This is a genomic window from Brevundimonas sp. NPDC090276, assembly GCF_044772165.1.
Taxonomy (GTDB): domain Bacteria; phylum Pseudomonadota; class Alphaproteobacteria; order Caulobacterales; family Caulobacteraceae; genus Brevundimonas.
On the sequence record NZ_JBIVYK010000001.1, the window covers coordinates 925497 to 943017 of the forward strand.

The 17521-nt window shown below is 67.3% G+C and carries 22 protein-coding genes and 1 tRNA gene; 11 read left to right on the forward strand and 12 right to left on the reverse strand.

Annotated features, from left to right (window positions below; genetic code table 11):
• Positions 1-7: 7 nt before the first annotated feature.
• A complete protein-coding gene (flgF, locus tag ACIQTU_RS04470; RefSeq protein ID WP_400542916.1) occupies positions 8-745 on the reverse strand; it encodes a flagellar basal-body rod protein FlgF in 738 nt (245 codons plus the stop codon).
• A 179-nt stretch (positions 746-924) separates the two neighbouring features.
• Between flgF and ACIQTU_RS04475 the strand changes: the two genes are divergently transcribed.
• The 7 genes from ACIQTU_RS04475 to ACIQTU_RS04505 all read left to right on the forward strand — a co-directional run bounded on the left by ACIQTU_RS04475 (position 925) and on the right by ACIQTU_RS04505 (position 6212).
• A complete protein-coding gene (locus ACIQTU_RS04475; RefSeq protein ID WP_400542919.1) occupies positions 925-1566 on the forward strand; it encodes a flagellar basal body-associated FliL family protein in 642 nt (213 codons plus the stop codon).
• Between the two features lie 2 nt (positions 1567-1568).
• Entirely contained in the window at positions 1569-2627 is a 1059-nt protein-coding gene (gene fliM / locus ACIQTU_RS04480; protein ID WP_400542921.1) for a flagellar motor switch protein FliM, read from the forward strand.
• A 1-nt stretch (position 2628) separates the two neighbouring features.
• On the forward strand, positions 2629-3210 hold the full coding sequence (locus ACIQTU_RS04485; protein WP_400542924.1) for a DUF6468 domain-containing protein: 582 nt from the start codon (positions 2629-2631) through the stop codon (positions 3208-3210).
• 108 nt (positions 3211-3318) lie between these two features.
• Positions 3319-4272 (forward strand): MotE family protein, encoded by a 954-nt coding sequence (locus ACIQTU_RS04490; protein WP_400542927.1) that lies wholly within the window; start codon positions 3319-3321, stop codon positions 4270-4272.
• Between the two features lie 84 nt (positions 4273-4356).
• Entirely contained in the window at positions 4357-4596 is a 240-nt protein-coding gene (locus ACIQTU_RS04495) for a DUF3297 family protein (RefSeq protein ID WP_312063422.1), read from the forward strand.
• A gap of 82 nt (positions 4597-4678) precedes the next feature.
• On the forward strand, positions 4679-6115 hold the full coding sequence (locus tag ACIQTU_RS04500) for a M28 family peptidase (RefSeq protein ID WP_400542930.1): 1437 nt from the start codon (positions 4679-4681) through the stop codon (positions 6113-6115).
• Positions 6116-6127: 12 nt separating this feature from the next.
• Positions 6128-6212: transfer RNA gene (locus tag ACIQTU_RS04505), tRNA-Leu, on the forward strand.
• A gap of 4 nt (positions 6213-6216) precedes the next feature.
• On the opposite strand, the gene ACIQTU_RS04510 is transcribed toward ACIQTU_RS04505, so the two are convergent.
• Complete coding sequence (locus ACIQTU_RS04510; protein WP_400542933.1) at positions 6217-6951, reverse strand: hypothetical protein; 735 nt, start codon at positions 6949-6951, stop codon at positions 6217-6219.
• Between the two features lie 166 nt (positions 6952-7117).
• Between ACIQTU_RS04510 and ACIQTU_RS04515 the strand changes: the two genes are divergently transcribed.
• The 4 genes from ACIQTU_RS04515 (at position 7118) to ACIQTU_RS04530 (ending at position 11645) form a co-directional block, all read left to right on the forward strand.
• Entirely contained in the window at positions 7118-8806 is a 1689-nt protein-coding gene (locus ACIQTU_RS04515) for an alkaline phosphatase family protein (RefSeq protein WP_400542936.1), read from the forward strand.
• 147 nt (positions 8807-8953) lie between these two features.
• Complete coding sequence (gene pyk / locus ACIQTU_RS04520; protein ID WP_400542939.1) at positions 8954-10408, forward strand: pyruvate kinase; 1455 nt, start codon at positions 8954-8956, stop codon at positions 10406-10408.
• Positions 10409-10417: 9 nt separating this feature from the next.
• Positions 10418-11458 (forward strand): DNA adenine methylase, encoded by a 1041-nt coding sequence (locus ACIQTU_RS04525; RefSeq protein ID WP_400542942.1) that lies wholly within the window; start codon positions 10418-10420, stop codon positions 11456-11458.
• Between the two features lie 37 nt (positions 11459-11495).
• Positions 11496-11645: a hypothetical protein gene (locus ACIQTU_RS04530; RefSeq protein WP_296174369.1), complete on the forward strand. Its 150-nt coding sequence runs from the start codon at positions 11496-11498 to the stop codon at positions 11643-11645.
• A 119-nt stretch (positions 11646-11764) separates the two neighbouring features.
• On the opposite strand, the gene ACIQTU_RS04535 is transcribed toward ACIQTU_RS04530, so the two are convergent.
• The 10 genes from ACIQTU_RS04535 to ACIQTU_RS04580 all read right to left on the reverse strand — a co-directional run bounded on the left by ACIQTU_RS04535 (position 11765) and on the right by ACIQTU_RS04580 (position 17503).
• Positions 11765-12415 carry a ribonuclease HII gene (locus tag ACIQTU_RS04535; protein ID WP_400542946.1) on the reverse strand — a complete coding sequence of 217 codons (651 nt, stop codon included), beginning with the start codon at positions 12413-12415 and terminating at the stop codon, positions 11765-11767.
• A 121-nt stretch (positions 12416-12536) separates the two neighbouring features.
• A complete protein-coding gene (locus ACIQTU_RS04540) occupies positions 12537-12815 on the reverse strand; it encodes a hypothetical protein (protein WP_400542949.1) in 279 nt (92 codons plus the stop codon).
• Positions 12816-13026: 211 nt separating this feature from the next.
• On the reverse strand, positions 13027-13641 hold the full coding sequence (locus ACIQTU_RS04545) for a DNA-3-methyladenine glycosylase I (RefSeq protein ID WP_400542952.1): 615 nt from the start codon (positions 13639-13641) through the stop codon (positions 13027-13029).
• Between the two features lie 258 nt (positions 13642-13899).
• The gene (locus ACIQTU_RS04550; protein ID WP_400542955.1) at positions 13900-14880 is read right to left on the reverse strand and encodes a TraB/GumN family protein; all 981 of its coding nucleotides are present in this window, start codon (positions 14878-14880) and stop codon (positions 13900-13902) included.
• 84 nt (positions 14881-14964) lie between these two features.
• Positions 14965-15123, reverse strand: coding sequence for a hypothetical protein (locus tag ACIQTU_RS04555; RefSeq protein WP_400542958.1), 159 nt, complete (start codon positions 15121-15123; stop codon positions 14965-14967).
• A 29-nt stretch (positions 15124-15152) separates the two neighbouring features.
• The gene (locus ACIQTU_RS04560; RefSeq protein WP_400542961.1) at positions 15153-15314 is read right to left on the reverse strand and encodes a hypothetical protein; all 162 of its coding nucleotides are present in this window, start codon (positions 15312-15314) and stop codon (positions 15153-15155) included.
• A gap of 72 nt (positions 15315-15386) precedes the next feature.
• Positions 15387-15587, reverse strand: a complete 201-nt coding sequence (locus ACIQTU_RS04565; RefSeq protein WP_292033751.1) for a helix-turn-helix transcriptional regulator — start codon at positions 15585-15587, stop codon at positions 15387-15389.
• The gene (locus ACIQTU_RS04570) at positions 15584-16036 is read right to left on the reverse strand and encodes a hypothetical protein (RefSeq protein ID WP_400542964.1); all 453 of its coding nucleotides are present in this window, start codon (positions 16034-16036) and stop codon (positions 15584-15586) included. The genes ACIQTU_RS04565 and ACIQTU_RS04570 overlap by 4 nt, the downstream gene beginning before the upstream one ends.
• Positions 16037-16138: 102 nt before the next feature.
• Positions 16139-16930 carry a YgfZ/GcvT domain-containing protein gene (locus ACIQTU_RS04575; RefSeq protein WP_400542967.1) on the reverse strand — a complete coding sequence of 264 codons (792 nt, stop codon included), beginning with the start codon at positions 16928-16930 and terminating at the stop codon, positions 16139-16141.
• A 27-nt stretch (positions 16931-16957) separates the two neighbouring features.
• The gene (locus ACIQTU_RS04580; RefSeq protein WP_400542970.1) at positions 16958-17503 is read right to left on the reverse strand and encodes a hypothetical protein; all 546 of its coding nucleotides are present in this window, start codon (positions 17501-17503) and stop codon (positions 16958-16960) included.
• Positions 17504-17521 lie beyond the last annotated feature (18 nt).

A 17521-nucleotide genomic window follows, 5' to 3' on the forward strand; every position in this document is an offset into this window, starting at 1 on the left:
GTCCTAACTAGCTGATCCGGCCCAGCCGCTCGACCGAGCGGCGTGACAGGTCGTTGGCGTTTTCGATCATCTTGGTCACGCGCTCGTAGGCGCGGTTGATCTCGATCAGGTTGGTGATTTCCTGAAGCGTGTTGACGTTCGAGCCTTCCAGCATGCCCTGGCGGATTTGCACGTCCGGGGCGTCGAGGGGCTGGGCGTTCGAGGTGTTGCGATAGAGACCGTCGCCGCTCTTTTGCAGCACCGACAAGGCGTCGAAGCGGACGGCGTTCAGGCGGCCGACCGGCTGGCCTTCCTGGCTGATGGTGCCGTCGGGCCCGACGGTGACCGGGCCGCGCTCGGGGTCCAGGGTGATGGGGCCGCCGTCGCCCAGGACCGGCAGGCCCTGCTGGGTCATCAGCACGCCTTCGGCGTTGGTCGTGAAGGCGCCGTCGCGGGTATAGGCTGGGCCCGTCGCGGTCTGGACCGTGAAGAAGGCGCCTTCGCCCTCGATGCCGAAGTCCAGCGAACGGCCGGTCTGCTTCATCGAGCCCTGGCCGAAGTCGCGGCCCACGCCCTTGTCCAGCACGAAGCTGGCCGAGGGGCGGATGTTGTCGTTGCGGGCGCGCTGACCGACCTCGGTCCCGACCATCAGCTGTTCGACCTTGAACCCGGTGGTGTCGGCGTTGGCGACGTTGTTCGCCACGATGTCGAGCTCGCGGCGAAGCGTCATCTGACGGGACAATCCGATGTAGGCGGCGTTTTCCACGAGTGCGGCTCCTTCGCCGATCTCGTCGCAACGACCGTGCCAACAGGGTTAATCCAGTCGTGGCGGGGATTTGAGCGCATCCGGCTCTATTGGCGCCCGGCAGGATTTGCCGATCGTAAACGCCTCGTTAACCAAAATCGCCTCATCAGGATGATTGTGATGATCGGGGCGACGTGCGGATGCTGAAGCTGAAGCTGGGCAAGAAGAAGGATGCGGCGCCGGGCGGCGACGACGCCAACCTGCCCGCGGTGTTGGACGGCGAGGGCGGCGAAGGCGCGCCAGCCAAGAAGAAACTGCCCCTGCTGTTCATCATCATCCCGGCGGCCCTGGTCGTGCTGGGCGGCGGTGGGGCTGCGGCCTTCCTGCTGATGAAGCCCAAACCGGCCGAGGCTGAGGCGGGGGAGCACGCGGAGCCGGCCAAGAAGGAAGAAAAGGCCAAGAAGGGCGGCGACCACGGCGGCGGCAAGGACGGCGAGGCCGATCCGGCGGCGGGTACGATCGCGGCCGGCCCAGACGGCGTGACCTTCTACACCCTGCCCGACATGATCGTGAACATTCAGTCGCCGGACGGTCGTCCGACCTATCTGAAGCTGAAGCTGACCCTGGAGATGAAGGACGCCGAGCTGGCGTCGCACCTGCAGGGCGAGGCCCCGCGGATGCAGGACATGTTCCAGGGCTTCCTGCGCGAACTGCGTCCTGAGGACCTGGCCGGTTCGGCCGGTTCCTATCAGCTGCGCGCCGAGATCCTGCGCCGGGTCAACCTGATAGCCGCCCCCGGCAAGGTCGACGCCGTGCTGATCGAAGAAATGCTGGTGCAGTAGGCATGACCGACACCCTGGCGGCCGAGAACGAACTGGATCCCTTCGGCGGTGAAGCGGACATGGGCGCGGCCCTGTCCGAGCGCGTGCTGAACCAGGACGAGATCGACAGCCTGCTGGGCTTCGACATGGGCGACGGCGACGACTCCGAACGGAGCGGCATCCGCGCCATCATCAACTCGGCCCTGGTCTCCTACGAGCGTCTGCCGATGCTCGAGATCGTCTTCGACCGCCTGGTGCGGTTGATGACGACCAGCCTTCGCAACTTCACCTCGGACAACGTCGAGGTCTCGCTCGACACCATCAGCTCGATCCGTTTCGGCGACTATCTGAACTCGATCCCGTTGCCAGCCATCCTGGCGGTGTTCCGGGCCGAGGAGCTGGACAACTACGGACTGCTGACCGTCGACAGCAATCTGATCTACTCGATCGTCGACGTCCTGCTGGGCGGGCGTCGCGGCACGGCGGCGCTGCGTATCGAGGGGCGGCCCTACACCACCATCGAACGGGTGCTGGTGCAGCGCATGGTCGAGGTCATCCTGAACGACGCGCGTCAGGCCTTCGAGCCTCTGACCCCGGTGCATTTCACCCTGGACCGGCTGGAGACCAATCCGCGCTTCGCCGCGATCGCGCGCCCGGCCAACGCCGCCATCCTGGTCAAGCTGCGCATCGACATGGAAGACCGCGGCGGCCGGGTCGAGCTGCTGCTGCCCTATTCGACGCTGGAGCCCATCCGCAAGATGCTGCTGCAGCAGTTCATGGGCGAGAAGTTCGGCCGCGACAACATCTGGGAAGGCCACCTGGCCACCGAGCTGTGGACCACGGAAACCGAGGTGCGCTGCGTGCTGGACGAGCAGCAGATCCCGCTGTCCCAGGCGCTGAGCTTCAAGGTCGGGGACACCCTGATGCTGAACGTCTCGCCGGATTCCGAAGTGTCGATACGGGCCGGTTCCATCCCGCTGACGACCGGCAAGATGGGCCGCAAGGGCCAGCATATCGCCGTGCGGGTCGAAGGACCCATCAACCCCGACATCGCCGCCAATCTGAGCCGAGGGAAACGCTGACATGACCGGCATCATTCTCGATTCCATCCTCATGCTGCTGCTGGTCGCGGCCATCGGCTACGGCATCAAGCTGGAGAAGAAGCTCAAGGCCCTGCGCGACGGTCAGCTGGCCTTCGCGACGGCCGTGAGCGAGCTGAACTTGGCCGCTGGACGCGCCGAACAGGCTCTCGCGACGCTGCGCGCCTCGGGCCATGAAACCGATCTCCTGCACGACCGGATCATCAAGGCACGCGCCGTGAAGCAGGAACTGGAGGTGCTGATCGCCCGCGCCCCCGCCGGTTTGCCGCCCCGGGCCCAGGTCGAGGTCCCGGCTGAGCCGCCGCTGGAGCTGACGGTTCCGGCGTCGTCGGTCGCGCCCCTGCTGGACGACGAGGCCCGCGCGCGCCGCATGGCCTCGCTGATGGAGCGGATCGAGGGCGCGCGCGCCGTGATGAAGGCGCCGGCCGCGCGTCCGGCGCCCGCGCCTGCCGCGCCCGCCGAAACCTTCGCCCCGGTGCGTCAGGCCTTGGCCGCTAACCATGCTGCGCAACAGAGCCTAAACCGCGCCCGTCGTAGCCTGGACGAAGATCTTTTCGCTGCTTGATGAGTGGCCCCTATGTCCGAGGCGCGGCCGCGGAGGACTTGAGGGGCGAAGTGTTTTTGCAGCCCCTATGACTGTGCGACGTCTGAACCGCCTTACCGAGTGCCACCGATGAGCAAGCTGCCCCGTCTTCTGCCCCTGATCGCCGTCGCCATCGGCGGGGTCGTGGCCGTGCGCGCGGCGGGCGTGGCGCCGGAACTGTTCCAGGGCGCGACCGCCTGGGCCCAGGAAGCCGTCACCGCCGAGACGCCCGGCGAGGGCGGGGGCGCAGCCGCCAAGCCGGTTCCCGCAGTCTGCGCCCTGACGCCGGAACAACTGGCCCAGCAGGCGGGCATTTCACCGGCTGAACTGCGCATCATCCAGTCCCTGTCCAAGCGCCGCGACGCCCTGGACGCCCGCGACGCCGACTTCGCCACCACCCTGCCGCTGATGGTCGCCGCCGAGCAGAAGCTGGACGCCAAGCTGCAGGCGCTGGAAGCCCTGAAGGGCGAGATCGCCGTCCTGGTCGGTCAGGTCGACGAGAAGGAAAAGGCCGAGACCGATCGTCTGGTCGCCGTCTATTCCGCCATGCGGCCCAAGGAGGCGGCGGCCGTCTTCAACACCCTGGACGACAGCGTGCGCCTGCCGGTCGCCGCCGCCATGCGCCCCCGCACCCTGGCCGCCATCATGGCCCAGATGCCGCCCGCCGGCGCCCGCGAACTGACCGAGAAGCTGGCCAAGCGTTTCCAGGCCCAGCAGTTCGCCGCCCGCGCCGCCGCCGCGACGGCGGGCGCTTCGCCTGCGACCCCGGCTGCCGTTCCGACGACGGCTGCAGCTCCGGCGGCGGCTCCAGCCCCGACCCGTACGGCGGCGCCGGCGGCTGAGAAGCCAGCTGCAGCGCAACCTGCAGCCCAACCCGCGCGCCGACCTGCGCCGCGCCCGGCGCCGCGCCCGGCGCCGCAGCGTCCGGCCGCGCGCCCTGCGGCTCAGCCCGCAGCGGCCGCCGCCGAGGCCGGTCCGCGCCCCTATGCGCCGCCCGCGTCCGAGGCCGGACAGCCCGCCGCCGCGCGCCAGTCGGTCCAGTAGCAAGAGCGCCCTGCGGAAAGGCGCGGTTGGCATCCCGGCCGCGCGCCGCTATTCAGCGCGCTTCGATTTTCGCGAGAGCCCTCCATGTCCGACGCCCTGCCTGACCGCCTTTCGGTCGATCCCGACAGCCCCTTCCACGACGCCGACCTGCTGATGCGCGGCGTGGGCATCCGCTTCAAGGGCGAGGAAAAGACCAACGTCGAGGAATACTGCGTCTCGGAAGGCTGGGTCCGCCTGGCCGTCGGCAACCGCGTCGACCGTCGCGGCAAGGCCCTGACCGTCAAGCTGCAGGGCCCGGTCGAGCCCTTCCTCAAGGGCGAGTGATTTTGGCGGGGACCTGAGGCTTTCGGTCACAGGTCCCTCCCGCTAACGTGCCGCCTCTTTGAGTGAGTCTGGGAGGCGCTCCATGTCGTTCAATGCCCGTCTGATGGCCGCCAGCGCATTGGCGCTCGGCCTGATCGCCACGCCGGTTCTGGCGCAGGACGCCAAGACCATTCGCGCCGCCGAACAGGTGCGCGACACGGCGCTCCAGGGCAACATCGCCCTCGACTACGTCACCCAGATCACCACCCGCTTCGGCGCCCGCCCGGCGGGGTCGCGCTCGGAACAGGCGTCCGCCGACTGGGCCGCCGACTACATGCGCGCTCACGGCTTCCAGAACGTCCGCATCGAACAGTTCCCGCTGGTGGGCTGGGAGCGGGGTGAAGAGAGCGCCGAACTGCTGGGCGCCCGTCCGCAGAAACTGGTCGCCGCCGCCCTGGGCCATTCCATCGCCACGCCGGCCAACGGCATCGAGGCCGACGTGGTCTTCTTCGACGGTCTCGACGCCCTGCTGGCCGCGCCGGTCGGGTCGCTGAACGGCAAGATCGCCGTGGTCGACGGCGGCCAGATGGTGCGGATGCAGGACGGCTCTGGCTATGGCTCGCTGTCGCGCATTCGCGGTCTGGGCCCGACCGAGGCCGCCAAGCGCGGCGCGGTGGCCTTCGTCATGCGTTCGGCCGGTTCGGACGAGCACCGCATGCCGCACACCGGCACCACCCGCTATGTCGAGGGCAAGGTGCCGCTGCCGGCCTTTGCCCTGAGCGCGCCTGACGCCGACCAGATCGCGCGGCTGGTGAAGATGGGCGAGCCGGTGCGGCTGCGCCTGAAATCCACCGCCCACACCTATGAGACCCGTAGCCAGAACGTGATCGGCGACATCGTCGGCGCGACGCGTCCGAACGAGATCATTGTCCTGGGCTCGCACATGGACAGCTGGGACCTGGGCACCGGGGCCATCGACGATGCAGCGGGCGGCGCCATAACCTTGGCTGCGGCCAAGCTGATCGCCGAGCAGGGCCGACCGGGCCGCACCGTGCGTGTGGTCCTCTATGGATCGGAAGAAGTGGCCCAGCCGACCGACACCGGCAACGGCGGCGGCGCCTACCTGCGCAACATCGGCGCGGCGGGCGTCGAGAAGCACGTCATCGCCGGCGAGAGCGACTTCGGCGCCGACCGCATCTACGCCCTGGGCCTGCCGCCCGGTGCGCAAGGCAGCGACTTCGCCAGGATCGCTGCGCGGGTGCTGCGCCCGATCGGCGTCCTGCCGTCGAGCGAGCCGGAACTGCACGGCGGCGTGGACATCGGCCCGCTGGCCGGGGCGGGCGTCCCGGTCTTCGGTCTGGCGCAGGACGGCACGCGCTACTTCGACCTGCACCACACGGCCGACGACACCCTGGACAAGATCGACCCGGCGCAGATGACCCAGAACGTCGCAGCCTGGGCCGCGCTGGTGCGTCTCATCGCCGATTCCGATGTGGACTTCCGCGCCCTGCGTTCGGCGGCTACAGAAGCCAAGCCTTGAGGGGCTGAGGCCGCGAGCGTGGCGAAACTGGTAGACGCAGCAGACTTAAAATCTGCCGACTTCGGTCTTGCGGGTTCGACCCCCGCCGCTCGCACCAACTCTTAAGCCATTAAATCATCATACCATTTCTCGGCTCTGATGTTTGCCTCTTCAGGCGTCCATTCGGGTAAGAGTTCGAGGCCGAGTGCGGTAAAGCGAACCAAAGCCGCTTTGCATTGTACGAAGTCGAATTTTTCTTCCAGCTGATCAAACGAGACTCCTTGATTGTCGATATACCATTCAAATGGCTGACTAATGTTCAACCATGCTGAAACCACGTTATTGGCTGAGGATGAAAGTTCGTAGTCGTCAAATGTATCGGGGCCAACCGTGCTCAGCGTTTGGGATGCCAGGCTGAATGCGCGAGAACGTAGTGCGAATTTAGCAATATCTTCTGAACGCACTGTGTTGTTTTTGATTTCCGTTAACATGGATTTTGCGTAGTGAATTCCTCCTCCGACGTGTGAGGCGACCCAATTTACGCGCCGAAATTGTGATTCTCGTCTCTGTTTTTCTTCGTTTTCTGAGGACATAGATGCGAGTTTGGCCTGGTATCGCCTGTCTTCCTCGACCGCTTTATTTGCGTGATCGCGCTCGTCTGAAAATTGTTGCGTTGCATGCTTTCGCTGGCTTTCAGCGATCCATAATGCAATGGCGACTGCTCCAATTGAGCCTAGGCCCGATACCCATTCACCAAGAGTGCCAATGTCGATACCGCGCTCTACGAATACGATAGCCGCACCTGTGGTGGTTATAACCGCGACGGCGACTACTATCTGAACCCATTCTTTTTTCATGTTGGTTGCCTAACATGAGTCTCTCATTTGTTCTGGTGTGTGGGGTATCAAGTGTGTCGGAGGCCGAGAGCAACGGGCGGCCTTGGTCAAGGTCGGCCGGTTGTCTTGGCACGGTTGCGCTAGGGAGGTAGTCACCCTGCATCCTGTCGTATTTCCGGTGTTCAAGATGATCTTTAGCCGCGTACTGGCTCCGACCCTGGCGCTCGCCCTTATGGCGGGTGCGGCCCTTCCGGCGATGGCGCAGCAGGCGGCCCAGCCGGTTGCTAGCGCCGCTTCCGCCGAACGTGCGGCCCCGGCCCTGGTGGTGACCCTGGTGATCGACCAGTTCAGCGCCAACCTGTTCAACCAGTACCGTAGCCAGTTCACCGGCGGACTGAAGACCCTGGCCGATCAGGGCATGGTCTCGATCAACGGCTATCAGACCCACGGGGTCACCGTGACCTGCGCCGGTCACTCGACTGTCCTGACCGGCGTCCATCCGACGCACAGCGGCATCCCTGCCAACGACTGGATCGACACCACGACAGGGCAGGAGACCTATTGCCTGGCCGCGCCGCAGAACACCCTGGCGCACGGCAAGAACACCGACAACGGCCCGGTCGGCCCGGACCAGCTGAAGGCCTCGACCCTGGGCGACTGGCTGAAGACGGTCAGCCCCAACAGCCGCGTCTTCGGCATTTCCGGCAAGGATCGCGGGGCCATCAACCTGGCGGGTCACAAGGCCGACGGCGCCTTCTGGCTGACCGAGGGTTTCGGCTTCACCACCTATGTCGAGCCGGGCCAGTCGGCCGAGGCCAGGCTGGCGCCGGTGGCGGCGATCAATGCGCGAATGATCGACCGCTTCACGCGTCAGATGCCGACCTGGACCTATCAGCACGACGCTTGCCGTCGTCTGGAAGGCCAGTGGGTCATCGGCGGCCAGACCTTCAACTCGACCCTGCCGCCCGCCGACGACACCATCGACGGCTCGCCGATGCTGGATGAACTGACGCTGCAGGGCGCCGCCGTGCTGCTGGACGAGCAGCAACTGGGCCGTCGCGGCGTCACCGACATGCTGGGCGTCAGCCTGTCGGCCACCGATCGCATCGGCCACGGCTATGGCACGCAGGGCCCCGAGATGTGCGAGCAGATGCTGCGTCTCGACGCGGCCCTGGGCGTCTTCCTCGACAAGCTGTCGACCATCCCCGGCGGGGTGATCGTCACCCTGACCGCCGACCACGGCGGGTCGGACTTCCCCGAGCGCTCCTCGGTCGAGGGCTATCCGGCGGCGGGCCGCGTGGATCGCGCCCTGATGCCGCGCGTGAATGACGCGCTGAAGGCCCGGTTCAAGCTGGACGCCAATCCGCTGGTCTCCTCGGCGGGCGGGCTGATCGTGGTCGGGGCCGATCACAAGTCGCTGGCTGAGCCGCTGCGCAGCCAGGTCCTGGCCGCCGCCGTCGAACTGCTGAACGCCGAGCCCCAGGTGGCCCTGGCCGTGTCGCGCGATGAACTGCTGGCCGAGCCGCTGCCCGCCTCGGACAATCCCGAGGAGCTGAGCGTGCGCCAGCGTCTGCGCCTGTCGGCGGTGGCCGGGCGTTCGCCGGACATTATGCGATCCTATCAGCCGGGTCTGACCGGATCGGGACGCGTCGGCGGCGCCATTTCCAGCCACGGCTCGCCCTGGGACTATGACCGCCGCGTGCCCATCATCTTCTGGTGGCCGGGCGCCCATGGTCAGGAGCGTTTCCTGCCGATGCGCACCATCGACATCGCACCGACCCTGGCCCACCTGATCGGGGTCAAGCCGACGGACGAAGTGGACGGTCGCTGCATGGACCTGCCGCAGTTCGCCGCGGGGCGTTGCGAGGCCAAATAGGGCTAAGGGCCGTAACATCGTGTTTCGGCGCTCATAAACTCGTGTTTCCGGCCGGGGGCGTGGTCTTACGCCCCCGGCTTTTCATTGGCACAAGGGATACAAGGCCTCTGAGGGAGGCATGGCCGTCAGAGCCGCCGAGGAAACACTATGAACAGAGCCCGCCGCGCGCGCATCGTCGCGACCCTTGGACCCGCGAGCCGCGCACCCGCAACCGTCAAGGCGCTGGCCCAGGCCGGGGTGGACGTCTTCCGCCTGAATTTCAGCCACGGTTCGCATGAGGATCACGCGGCGGCTCTCAAGGCCGTGCGCGGGGCCGAGATGGCGCTGCGGCGTCCGCTGGGGGTTCTGGCCGACCTGCAGGGGCCGAAGCTGCGGCTGGGTCGGTTCGCTGATGTCGAGATCGCCATCAAGCCCGGCCATAAGATGCGCTTCGACCTGAACCCGGCCCTGGGCGACGAGACGCGGGTGCAGATGCCGCACCCGGAAATCTTCAAGGCCCTGCGCACCGGGATGCTGCTGCTGATCGACGACGGGCGCATCCGCCTGCGGGTCGGCGAGCGCACAGACGAATGGGCCGACGTGACAGTCGAGAGCGGCTCCAAGCTGTCGGACCGCAAGGGCGTGGCCGTGCCGGAGGCCGTCATCCCTGTGTCGGCCCTGACGCCCAAGGACCGCGAGGATCTGGCCTTCGCGCTTCGCCTCGGCGTCGACTGGGTGGCTCTCAGCTTCGTGCAGAAGGCCGAGGACATGGCCGAGCTGAAGCGCATCGTGAACGGCAAGGCGGCCTGTCTGGCCAAGATCGAGAAGCCGCAGGCCCTGAACGACCTGGAGAGCATCCTCGACTACTGCGACGGCGTCATGGTCGCGCGTGGCGATCTGGGCGTGGAGATGGACCCGGAAGAAGTGCCGGTCGCCCAGAAGAAGATCCTGCGCGCCGCCCGCCAGCGCGGCGTGCCGGCCATCGTCGCCACCCAGATGCTGGAGTCCATGACCAGTTCGCCGGCCCCGACGCGGGCCGAGGCGTCCGACGTGGCTAACGCCGTCTATGAGGGCGCGGACGCCCTGATGCTGTCGGCGGAAACGGCCTCGGGCGACTATCCGCTGGAGTCGGTCGCCATCATGAACCGCATCATGGAACGGGTGGAGCGCGATCCCCTGTGGCCGGGCCTGATGGACGCCGAGCACGCGGGCATGGATATCCACGACGTCGACGCCCTGGTGGCGGCGGCGAGGAAGGCCGCGGAAGCCGCCTCGACCGCCTGCATGGTAGTGTTCACGACCCTGGGCGGCACGGCGCGGCGCATGTCGCGCGAGCGGCCGCTGCAACCGGTGCTGGCCCTGACGCCCAAGCCCGAGACGGCGCGCCGTCTGGCTCTGGTCTGGGGGCTGGAGCCGCGTCTGGGCGAACAGCCGTCGTCGCTGGAAGGCCTGACCGACGATGCGGTCGAAGCGGCCATGACCTATGGCCTGGCCGAGGCCGGACAGCGCATCCTGATCCTGGCCGGAACGCCTTTCGGCGCGCCGGGGGCCGCGAATCTGTTGCGTCTGGCCCATGCTCCGGCCCATGTTCCGCAAGGGGCGAAGCGCGCCCGGAAGACCTGACGGGACGGAATGATCAAGTACATCGGCTCAAAGCGCGCGCTTCTGGGCCATGTCACGGGTGCGGTGCGCGCCGCCCTGCCGGCCGGCGGGACGGTCTGCGACCTGTTTTCCGGTTCGGCCCGCGTCGGCCACGCCCTGAAGGGACAGGGGTTCCGCGTCTGGTCCAACGACCACAACGCCTACGCCCACACGCTCGCCACGGCCTATGTCCAGGCCGACCGTGAACGCTGGGAAACGCAGGCCCAGATCATCCTGACCGAGCTGCGGACGGTGACGCCCGAGGCGGGCTGGTTCACCAAGGCCTTCTGCGAGGACGCCCGCTTCTTCCATCCCGACAACGGCGCCCGCATCGACGCCATGCGCACCCGCATCGAGGCCATGGGGCTGGAGCCGGAACTGAAGGCCGTGGTTCTGGTCGCCCTGATGGAGGCGGCGGACCGGGTGGATTCCACCGCGGGCCTGCAGATGGCCTATATGAAGCAGTGGGCGCCGCGCGCCTTGAAGCCGCTGGAGCTGCGCCTGCCGGACCTGCTGCCGGGCGTGGCGGCGGGGCCGTGCAGGGCCACCCAAGGGGACGCGGTCGAGATCGCCGATCAAGTCGAGGCGGACCTCGTCTATCTGGACCCGCCCTACAACCAGCACTCCTATCTGGCGAACTACCACTGCTGGGAAAGCCTGATCCTGTGGGACAAGCCCGAGACTTACGGGATCGCCAACAAGCGGGTGGACGTGCGGACCCGCAAGAGCCCGTTCAACAGCCGTCCCGGCATTGGCCCGGCCCTGCAATCCGTGGTCGAACGGCTGAAAACGCCCAACCTGATCGTCAGCTTCAACGACGAGGGCTATCTGAGCCGCGACGATCTGGTCGCCATGCTGTCGGCGCGCGGCCATGTGCAGGTGGTCGAGATACCGCGCCCCCGCTACGTCGGCGCCCGCATCGGCATCCACAACCTGAAGGGCGAAAAGGTCGGCGCGGTCGGGCGCTTGCGCAACGTCGAGCATCTGTTCGTCGTGACGGAAAAGCCACTGGTCCTGCCGGTCGCCGCCTGACGCGGAACCAAGGCGCGGCGATCCGGTTACAGGCAACATGAGTGCCTCGACCGATCGTTCGCCTGTCACGCCTTCCGAGCCGCGCCGTCGGTCGTCCAGCGGATTGCCCAACTGGCTGTTCTTTGTCCTGGTCGCGGCGGTCGTCGTGATCCTGGGCCTGTTGGTCGCGGGCGCGACGGGGGGCTAACCCCATTTCGTCATCCCGGAAGCGGCGCGGCCGCTATCCGGGACTGCAGGAAATGCTGAGGGCGGCGTCCTGGGCGGTCCCGGCTCTCCGCTTCGCTGCGGCCGGGATGACGGTCGATTTTAGGCGGTTTCCAGCAGGGCCTTGATCGGCGCCCAGCTGCGGCGATGCTCGGGGCAGGGGCCGAGGGTGTTCAGGGCCTGCTGGTGGATGGGGGCGTTGTAGCCCTTGTGGCTGGCGAAGCCGTAGCCCGGATAGGTCGCATCCATCTCGATCATCAGCCGATCGCGCGCCGTCTTGGCCAGGATGGAGGCCGCAGCGATGGACAGAGAGCGGCTGTCGCCCTTGACCACGGGCGTCACGGCGCAGGGCAGTTTGAAGCGGTAGTTGCCGTCGACCAGGGCGTGAACCGGCGCATGGGCCAGGGCCTCGACCGCGCGGCGCATGGCCAGGCCGGTGGCGTGCAGGATGTTCAGCGCGTCGATCTCCTCGACCGAGGCGAAGCCGACGCCCCAGGCCAGGGCGCGGGCCTTGATCTCGGGTTCAAGCAAGGCGCGGCGCTTTTCCGTCAGGGCCTTGGAGTCGTCGATGCCGGGCGGCAGGTCGTCGGGGTTCAGGATCACCGCCGCCGCCGATACCGGCCCGGCCCAGGGACCGCGCCCCGCCTCGTCCACGCCGCAGACGTGACCGTTCCAGGCGGCGCGAGCCTCCAGCTCCAGCATCAGATTGGGGAAGGAGCGGTCGATCTTGGGGGCGGTTTTCGGCGGCTTCATCGCCCGTCAGTGCCACGAACGGGTGCGGGGCGGAAGGTGGTCGCGGGTTGGCGGCGCGAAGTAGACACGCTGAACTTCGGCTAAGGGTGGGAAGCGGACATCCGATTGGCGAACGCTAGCATCAACGAACGCCATACGGGGAAGGCGCGACTACACCTCGGAAGTTGCTGAGCTTCGTTACTGCGAGTTCAAGTCGGTCGTTGCGTCGTCTGACATCGCCCCTCACGTCGAACTGCACAGTTGCCGGGTTGGACCGCCGTTCGATCTCTGAGTAGGCGAAGTCGTAGAGTGCCACTTGTTCACCTTGCGATAGGCGGGTGAGATCGAGTTCGATGGTGACCTGAGGACAGGCCGGATCGTAGACCCGCGAGACCTCGATGCCATTGGTGTAGTAGCTCAATGTCGTCGAAATCTTTCCAGCTTGAAGCGCTGGTGCACAGACCGATGAAGTCGTGGGAGCGCATGCCAGTACGCTGACAACGCAAATGAACGCGGCGCTCCAAATGAATAGCCTAGGCATTTGCTCCCCCATTCAAGTCCACACCCATCTTGCGAGCTAACACGCAAGTTCCGCAACGGGTCGAAAGCCGATTGCTGCGCTACGCCCGGAATCAGACCTCGGTTGCCGCCCCCACCTCCCCATGACGGAAGCAGGTCGTCTGGTGGTCGTTGACCATGCCGACGGCCTGCATGAAGGCGTAGGTGATGACGGGGCCGCAGAACTTGAATCCGCGGGCCTTCAGAGCCTTGGCGATGGCGACGCTTTGCGGCGTCTGGGTCGGAGCCTCGCGGAAATGGCCCCACTGGTTCACCAGGGGCTCGCCGCCGACGAAGGACCAGAGCCAGGCGGAGAAGTCCTCGCCGTTGTCGCGCATCTCCAGCCAGATGCGCGCGCCGTTGATCGCGGCGTCGATCTTGGCGCCCGAGCGGATGATGCGCGGGTCGGCCAGCAGGCGGGCGCGGTCCGCCTCGCCGTAGCGGGCGACGATCTCGGGGTCGAAGCCGTCGAAGGCCTCGCGCATGCCCTCGCGCTTTCTCAGGATGGTGATCCAGGCCAGCCCGGCCTGAAAGCCGTCCAGCACCAGCTTCTCCCACAGGGCGCGGGGGTCGTACTCGGGCACGCCCCATTCGGTGTCGTGATAGGCGATGTAGAGCGGGTCGGTCACGCCGCACCAGCCGCAGCGGCCATTGGCCTTGTCGATGGGGGCCTTGTCGGATTCGGTCATGGGGCGATGTTGCGGGAATGTTCTGGGGTGGCAAGGGGGAGCAATAACTTCCTTCGTCATCCTCCGGCGAGCGTAGCGAGACCGGGGGACCCAGCGGCGCCGAAGGCGACCTAACTGCAAACGTGGCGCGTGGATTTTCGCCCTGGCGGGCGCCGCTGGGTCCCCCGGTCAGCGCCGCTTTGCGGCTTGCCGGAGGATGACGAAAAAGAAAGAGGCCCGGCGTTTCCGCCGGGCCTCTCGTGTGCTCGATACCGAAATCTACAGCCGTTCGACCGTGAAGCCGCGTGCCTTCAGCATATCGATGAGGCTGTCCTGATCGGCCAGGTGGGCGACGCCGACGGCGACGAAGGCGGTGCCCGAACCCTTCATCATCGTCTCGATCTGGTCGGTCCAGTCGGCGTTGCGCACGATCAGGGCGGCGCGGTGGACGTCCGGGTGGATGTCACGGGTGTCGAGGCGGTTCAGGCGGCCAACCTCGGCGGCGTCCCCCTTGAGCCAGGCGGCCACGGTCTGATCCAGCTTGGGCACGATCTGGTCGCCGTGACGGACGTAGTTGTTCAGATAGGCGATCTGGGCCTCCTCGCTCATGCTGGCGATCAGGCGCAGTTGGATGTCGGCGGTCTCGAAGCCGCGGATGGTCTTACCCTCGGCGCGGGCCCGGTCCATCAGGGTCTTGTCCACCCCGGCGTCGGGGCGATAGCCGGCCTGCAGGGGGGCGGTTCCGGCGACCATGAAGGCGGCCAGCCAGGGGCGGTAGGCGTCCATGGCCGCGCCGCTGGCGCCGACGCCCTGGGCGGCCTTGTCGAAGGCGGCGAAGTCCTCGGCCGACAGGATGGACGACAGGGGGCGGTCGGGGGTGACGCCGTGCTGCTGGGCCACCCGGGCAGCCACGCTCGGGTCGTCCTGATCGGCCACCTCGACCCAGAACTGCTCGGCGCTGGCGAAGGCCGCGTCGACCTTGTCCGAGCCCCAGGCCGTGCCGGGACGCAGATAGTGGACGGTGCCGAACAGATAGACGGTGGAGTCCGCGTCCTTGACCACCCACAGCGGCGGACCGGCGCCCTCGGCGCGGGGGATGGCGGGAGCGGCCACGGCGGCGGCCGGGACGGCGGCTTGCTCAGCGTGGGCGGCGCCGGGGAAGGCGGCCAGAGCGGCGCTGGCGGCCAGGGCGGCGCAGGCGCCGAGGGCCAGGCGCGAGACGTGGTTGGCCATACGGCCCATGCGGTTGGCGAGGGTCATTGGATCGTCCTTGGATTGTCTGGAGTGTTTCGAGGCGCCGATCAGGTCGGCGGCAGCATCAGCCGGGAGGGCTGGAAGGCTGGATCAGAAGGCGTTGGAAACGGCGGTGGCGATGACGGCGGCGGGCTGGCTGTGGCTGAAGGTGGGGACGGCCTCGATGGCCGTGGTGATCAGCAGGGCGCCGCAGACGCCGAGGGCGAAGCCCGAGAAGCGGTCGACGATCGAAGAGTAGAGATTGAACATGGGTCTGGTCCTGAAAATGAGCTGAGGGCTTAGCGAGCGGTGACGGCGGCAGGGGCGTCGAACCAGGCGGCGGCCTGGCCGGGGCTGGGAATGGTCATGACGGCGATGCAGATCAGCAGGGCTCCGCAGACGCCCAGGGCGAAGTCGGAGACGTGTTTGGCCGCTTGGCCCATGCGGTTGGCGCAGGTCATTGGTTAGTCCTTTGAATGTGGGTGTGTTTTTGAAGTTGGCGGGCGCGGGGCTCGCCAGAAGCTAGAGTCGGATCACTGAACGAAGATGGCTTCGATCGGTCGGCCGAAGAGGCGCGAGATGCGGAAGGCCAGAGGCAGGGAGGGGTCGTAGCGGCCTTTCTCTAGCGCCTGGACAGTTTGGCGGGAGACGCCGAGCTGTTCGGCGAGATCGGCCTGGGTCCAGTTGCGCTCGGCGCGGAAGACCTTGAGGCGGTTCACGAACTCACTGGTCATCGGCGGGCCATCCACCAGCCGCACCAGGCGATGCCGTAGCCGACGGCCTGGGCGGCGAAGACGCCGAGGACGCCTGCGGCGACCAGGGCCGCGTCCGAGCGCTGCACGAAGGCCGGCAGCAGGTTCACGTCCATCAGCGTGGCGGCCACGACGCCGGCGCCGCCGACGACCAGGCCCAGATTTCCGCCCCACCACCAGGCCCACTTGTGGGCTTCCTTGGCGGCTTCATCGAGGGCGCGCCACCAGTAGAGGCTGTGGATGGCGGAGAAGACAGCGACGGCGGCGGCCAGCAGGACCACGCCCAGTTGCGGGGCGCTGCCCAGTTGGGCGGGCCAGAAGGGCGTGGCGACGGTCAGGCCGGAGGAGACCACGACCAGAGCGCACAGGCCCACGGTGAGGTCGTCCATCTTCTTCTTGTTGGCGGCGGCGGTCTTGGTGGCGGTGTTCATGACAAGCTCCCCTGTCGTTGTGACAAGTGAACTTTACCAGCGCTGTGTTTTGCGTCAAGCGACTTTTACATCATGACAAGCAGATTTTCCGTTATTCCGAAATTAGCCTTGAAAGTCAGGGATCCAGCTCGGCTTTTCGACGCGTACGGGACGGCCATCGACGGTCAAATCGCCCTCCAGACGGTCCAGACGCATCAGGGCGATGGCGCGCCCCTCGGCCCCGGTCATGACCTCGCCGGCGCGCAAGTCCCCGTTCAGCACCTCGGCGCCGCGTTCCGGGGCCGGTCCGTCGAAGGCGATGGCCATCATGCGGTTCTTGATCGTGCCGCGCCGCTTCATGCGCGAGGTCGTCTCCTGACCGATGAAGCAGCCCTTGTGGAAATCGATGCCGTTCAGCAGGTCGAAGTCCGCCTCGATGGGATAGGTCTTGTCCAACAGCGTATCCGCCGTGGGGTCCGGCACGCCGAGGGCCAGGCGGTGCGCCTGCCAGTCGGCCTCGGTGGCGTTGGTTTCGCACTGGTCGCCCCAGCGGCGGCCGCCGAGGGCGGGCAGGCGGGGGTCGGGGATGAAGCCTGCGGGCGTCTCGTTCCACGCCACGAACACCGCGTCGGGGATGGGCATGACCTCGACGTTGGAGCGCAGTCTGTACATCGACAACCGCTGGACCAGGGCGTCGCGACGCTCAGCCGCCACGTCCAGCACCACGCCGTTCTCCTCGCCCCAGAGGAAGAGATCGAACAGCAGCCGACCGGGGGGGGACAGCAGGGCGCCGAAGCGCAACGCGCCGGGTTCCAGCGTCTCCACATCCTGCGTCAGCAGGTTGTGCAGGAAGGGGCGGGCGTCAGGGCCGGTGACGCGGATCAGGGCGCGGCTGTCGAGGCGGGCGATGGACATGCGGCCAAGATAGGGAGGGGGAGGCCCCTACACCACCGCATACCGTGCCGTGACGCCGTCGGGCTGGAAGTCGTGCTCGGCCAGCCTGTCCAGCGAGGCGATCACGCGCGCGACGAAGTCCTCGGGATCGCCTTCCTCGATGGCGGGGCGCAGCCAGTCGGTGACGACGGCGCGGGCCGGATAGGTCCCGACCGGGCCGGGTACGCTGAGCGCCACCTCGACCCCCTCGGCGATCCAGCCGGCCACGGCGGCGAAGAAGTCCATGCCCGCCAGGAAGTCGGAACGGCGCACGACATAGAGGGTGATCTCGCCCCGATCGACGCCGTCGGGGCGGATAATGACGCCGCTGCGGTCGGGGCGCCAATCGTCCGACAGCTCGACCGCCCGCCACAGGCAGAACCAGACACGGCAGGTCTGGGGCCGAACCTCATGCACCGAACAGCCCGAACCGTTGATGCAATAGCCGCACAGCTCGCCCGTCGGCTTGGCCAGTTCGGGCAGGTTCAGCGGGATCACGCGGCAGCACTCGACGCAGCCGCCGCAGGTCCGGTCAGGCAGAAGGGGAAGGCTCATGCCGCCGCCTTAGCCCAT

Coding starts and splice junctions, on each gene's coding strand:
- ACIQTU_RS04560 (WP_400542961.1), bottom strand. CDS start 15,314: ATGACCTGCGCCAACCGCATGGGCCAAGCGGCCAAACACGTCTCCGAC.
- ACIQTU_RS04515 (WP_400542936.1), top strand. CDS start 7,118: ATGATCTTTAGCCGCGTACTGGCTCCGACCCTGGCGCTCGCCCTTATG.
- ACIQTU_RS04525 (WP_400542942.1), top strand. CDS start 10,418: ATGATCAAGTACATCGGCTCAAAGCGCGCGCTTCTGGGCCATGTCACG.
- ACIQTU_RS04510 (WP_400542933.1), bottom strand. CDS start 6,951: ATGAAAAAAGAATGGGTTCAGATAGTAGTCGCCGTCGCGGTTATAACC.
- ACIQTU_RS04555 (WP_400542958.1), bottom strand. CDS start 15,123: ATGTTCAATCTCTACTCTTCGATCGTCGACCGCTTCTCGGGCTTCGCC.
- ACIQTU_RS04545 (WP_400542952.1), bottom strand. CDS start 13,641: ATGACCGAATCCGACAAGGCCCCCATCGACAAGGCCAATGGCCGCTGC.
- ACIQTU_RS04580 (WP_400542970.1), bottom strand. CDS start 17,503: ATGAGCCTTCCCCTTCTGCCTGACCGGACCTGCGGCGGCTGCGTCGAG.
- ACIQTU_RS04500 (WP_400542930.1), top strand. CDS start 4,679: ATGTCGTTCAATGCCCGTCTGATGGCCGCCAGCGCATTGGCGCTCGGC.
- ACIQTU_RS04535 (WP_400542946.1), bottom strand. CDS start 12,415: ATGAAGCCGCCGAAAACCGCCCCCAAGATCGACCGCTCCTTCCCCAAT.
- ACIQTU_RS04485 (WP_400542924.1), top strand. CDS start 2,629: ATGACCGGCATCATTCTCGATTCCATCCTCATGCTGCTGCTGGTCGCG.
- pyk (WP_400542939.1), top strand. CDS start 8,954: ATGAACAGAGCCCGCCGCGCGCGCATCGTCGCGACCCTTGGACCCGCG.
- ACIQTU_RS04495 (WP_312063422.1), top strand. CDS start 4,357: ATGTCCGACGCCCTGCCTGACCGCCTTTCGGTCGATCCCGACAGCCCC.
- ACIQTU_RS04575 (WP_400542967.1), bottom strand. CDS start 16,930: ATGTCCATCGCCCGCCTCGACAGCCGCGCCCTGATCCGCGTCACCGGC.
- ACIQTU_RS04530 (WP_296174369.1), top strand. CDS start 11,496: ATGAGTGCCTCGACCGATCGTTCGCCTGTCACGCCTTCCGAGCCGCGC.
- ACIQTU_RS04490 (WP_400542927.1), top strand. CDS start 3,319: ATGAGCAAGCTGCCCCGTCTTCTGCCCCTGATCGCCGTCGCCATCGGC.
- ACIQTU_RS04550 (WP_400542955.1), bottom strand. CDS start 14,880: ATGACCCTCGCCAACCGCATGGGCCGTATGGCCAACCACGTCTCGCGC.
- ACIQTU_RS04475 (WP_400542919.1), top strand. CDS start 925: ATGCTGAAGCTGAAGCTGGGCAAGAAGAAGGATGCGGCGCCGGGCGGC.
- fliM (WP_400542921.1), top strand. CDS start 1,569: ATGACCGACACCCTGGCGGCCGAGAACGAACTGGATCCCTTCGGCGGT.
- ACIQTU_RS04570 (WP_400542964.1), bottom strand. CDS start 16,036: ATGAACACCGCCACCAAGACCGCCGCCGCCAACAAGAAGAAGATGGAC.
- ACIQTU_RS04565 (WP_292033751.1), bottom strand. CDS start 15,587: ATGACCAGTGAGTTCGTGAACCGCCTCAAGGTCTTCCGCGCCGAGCGC.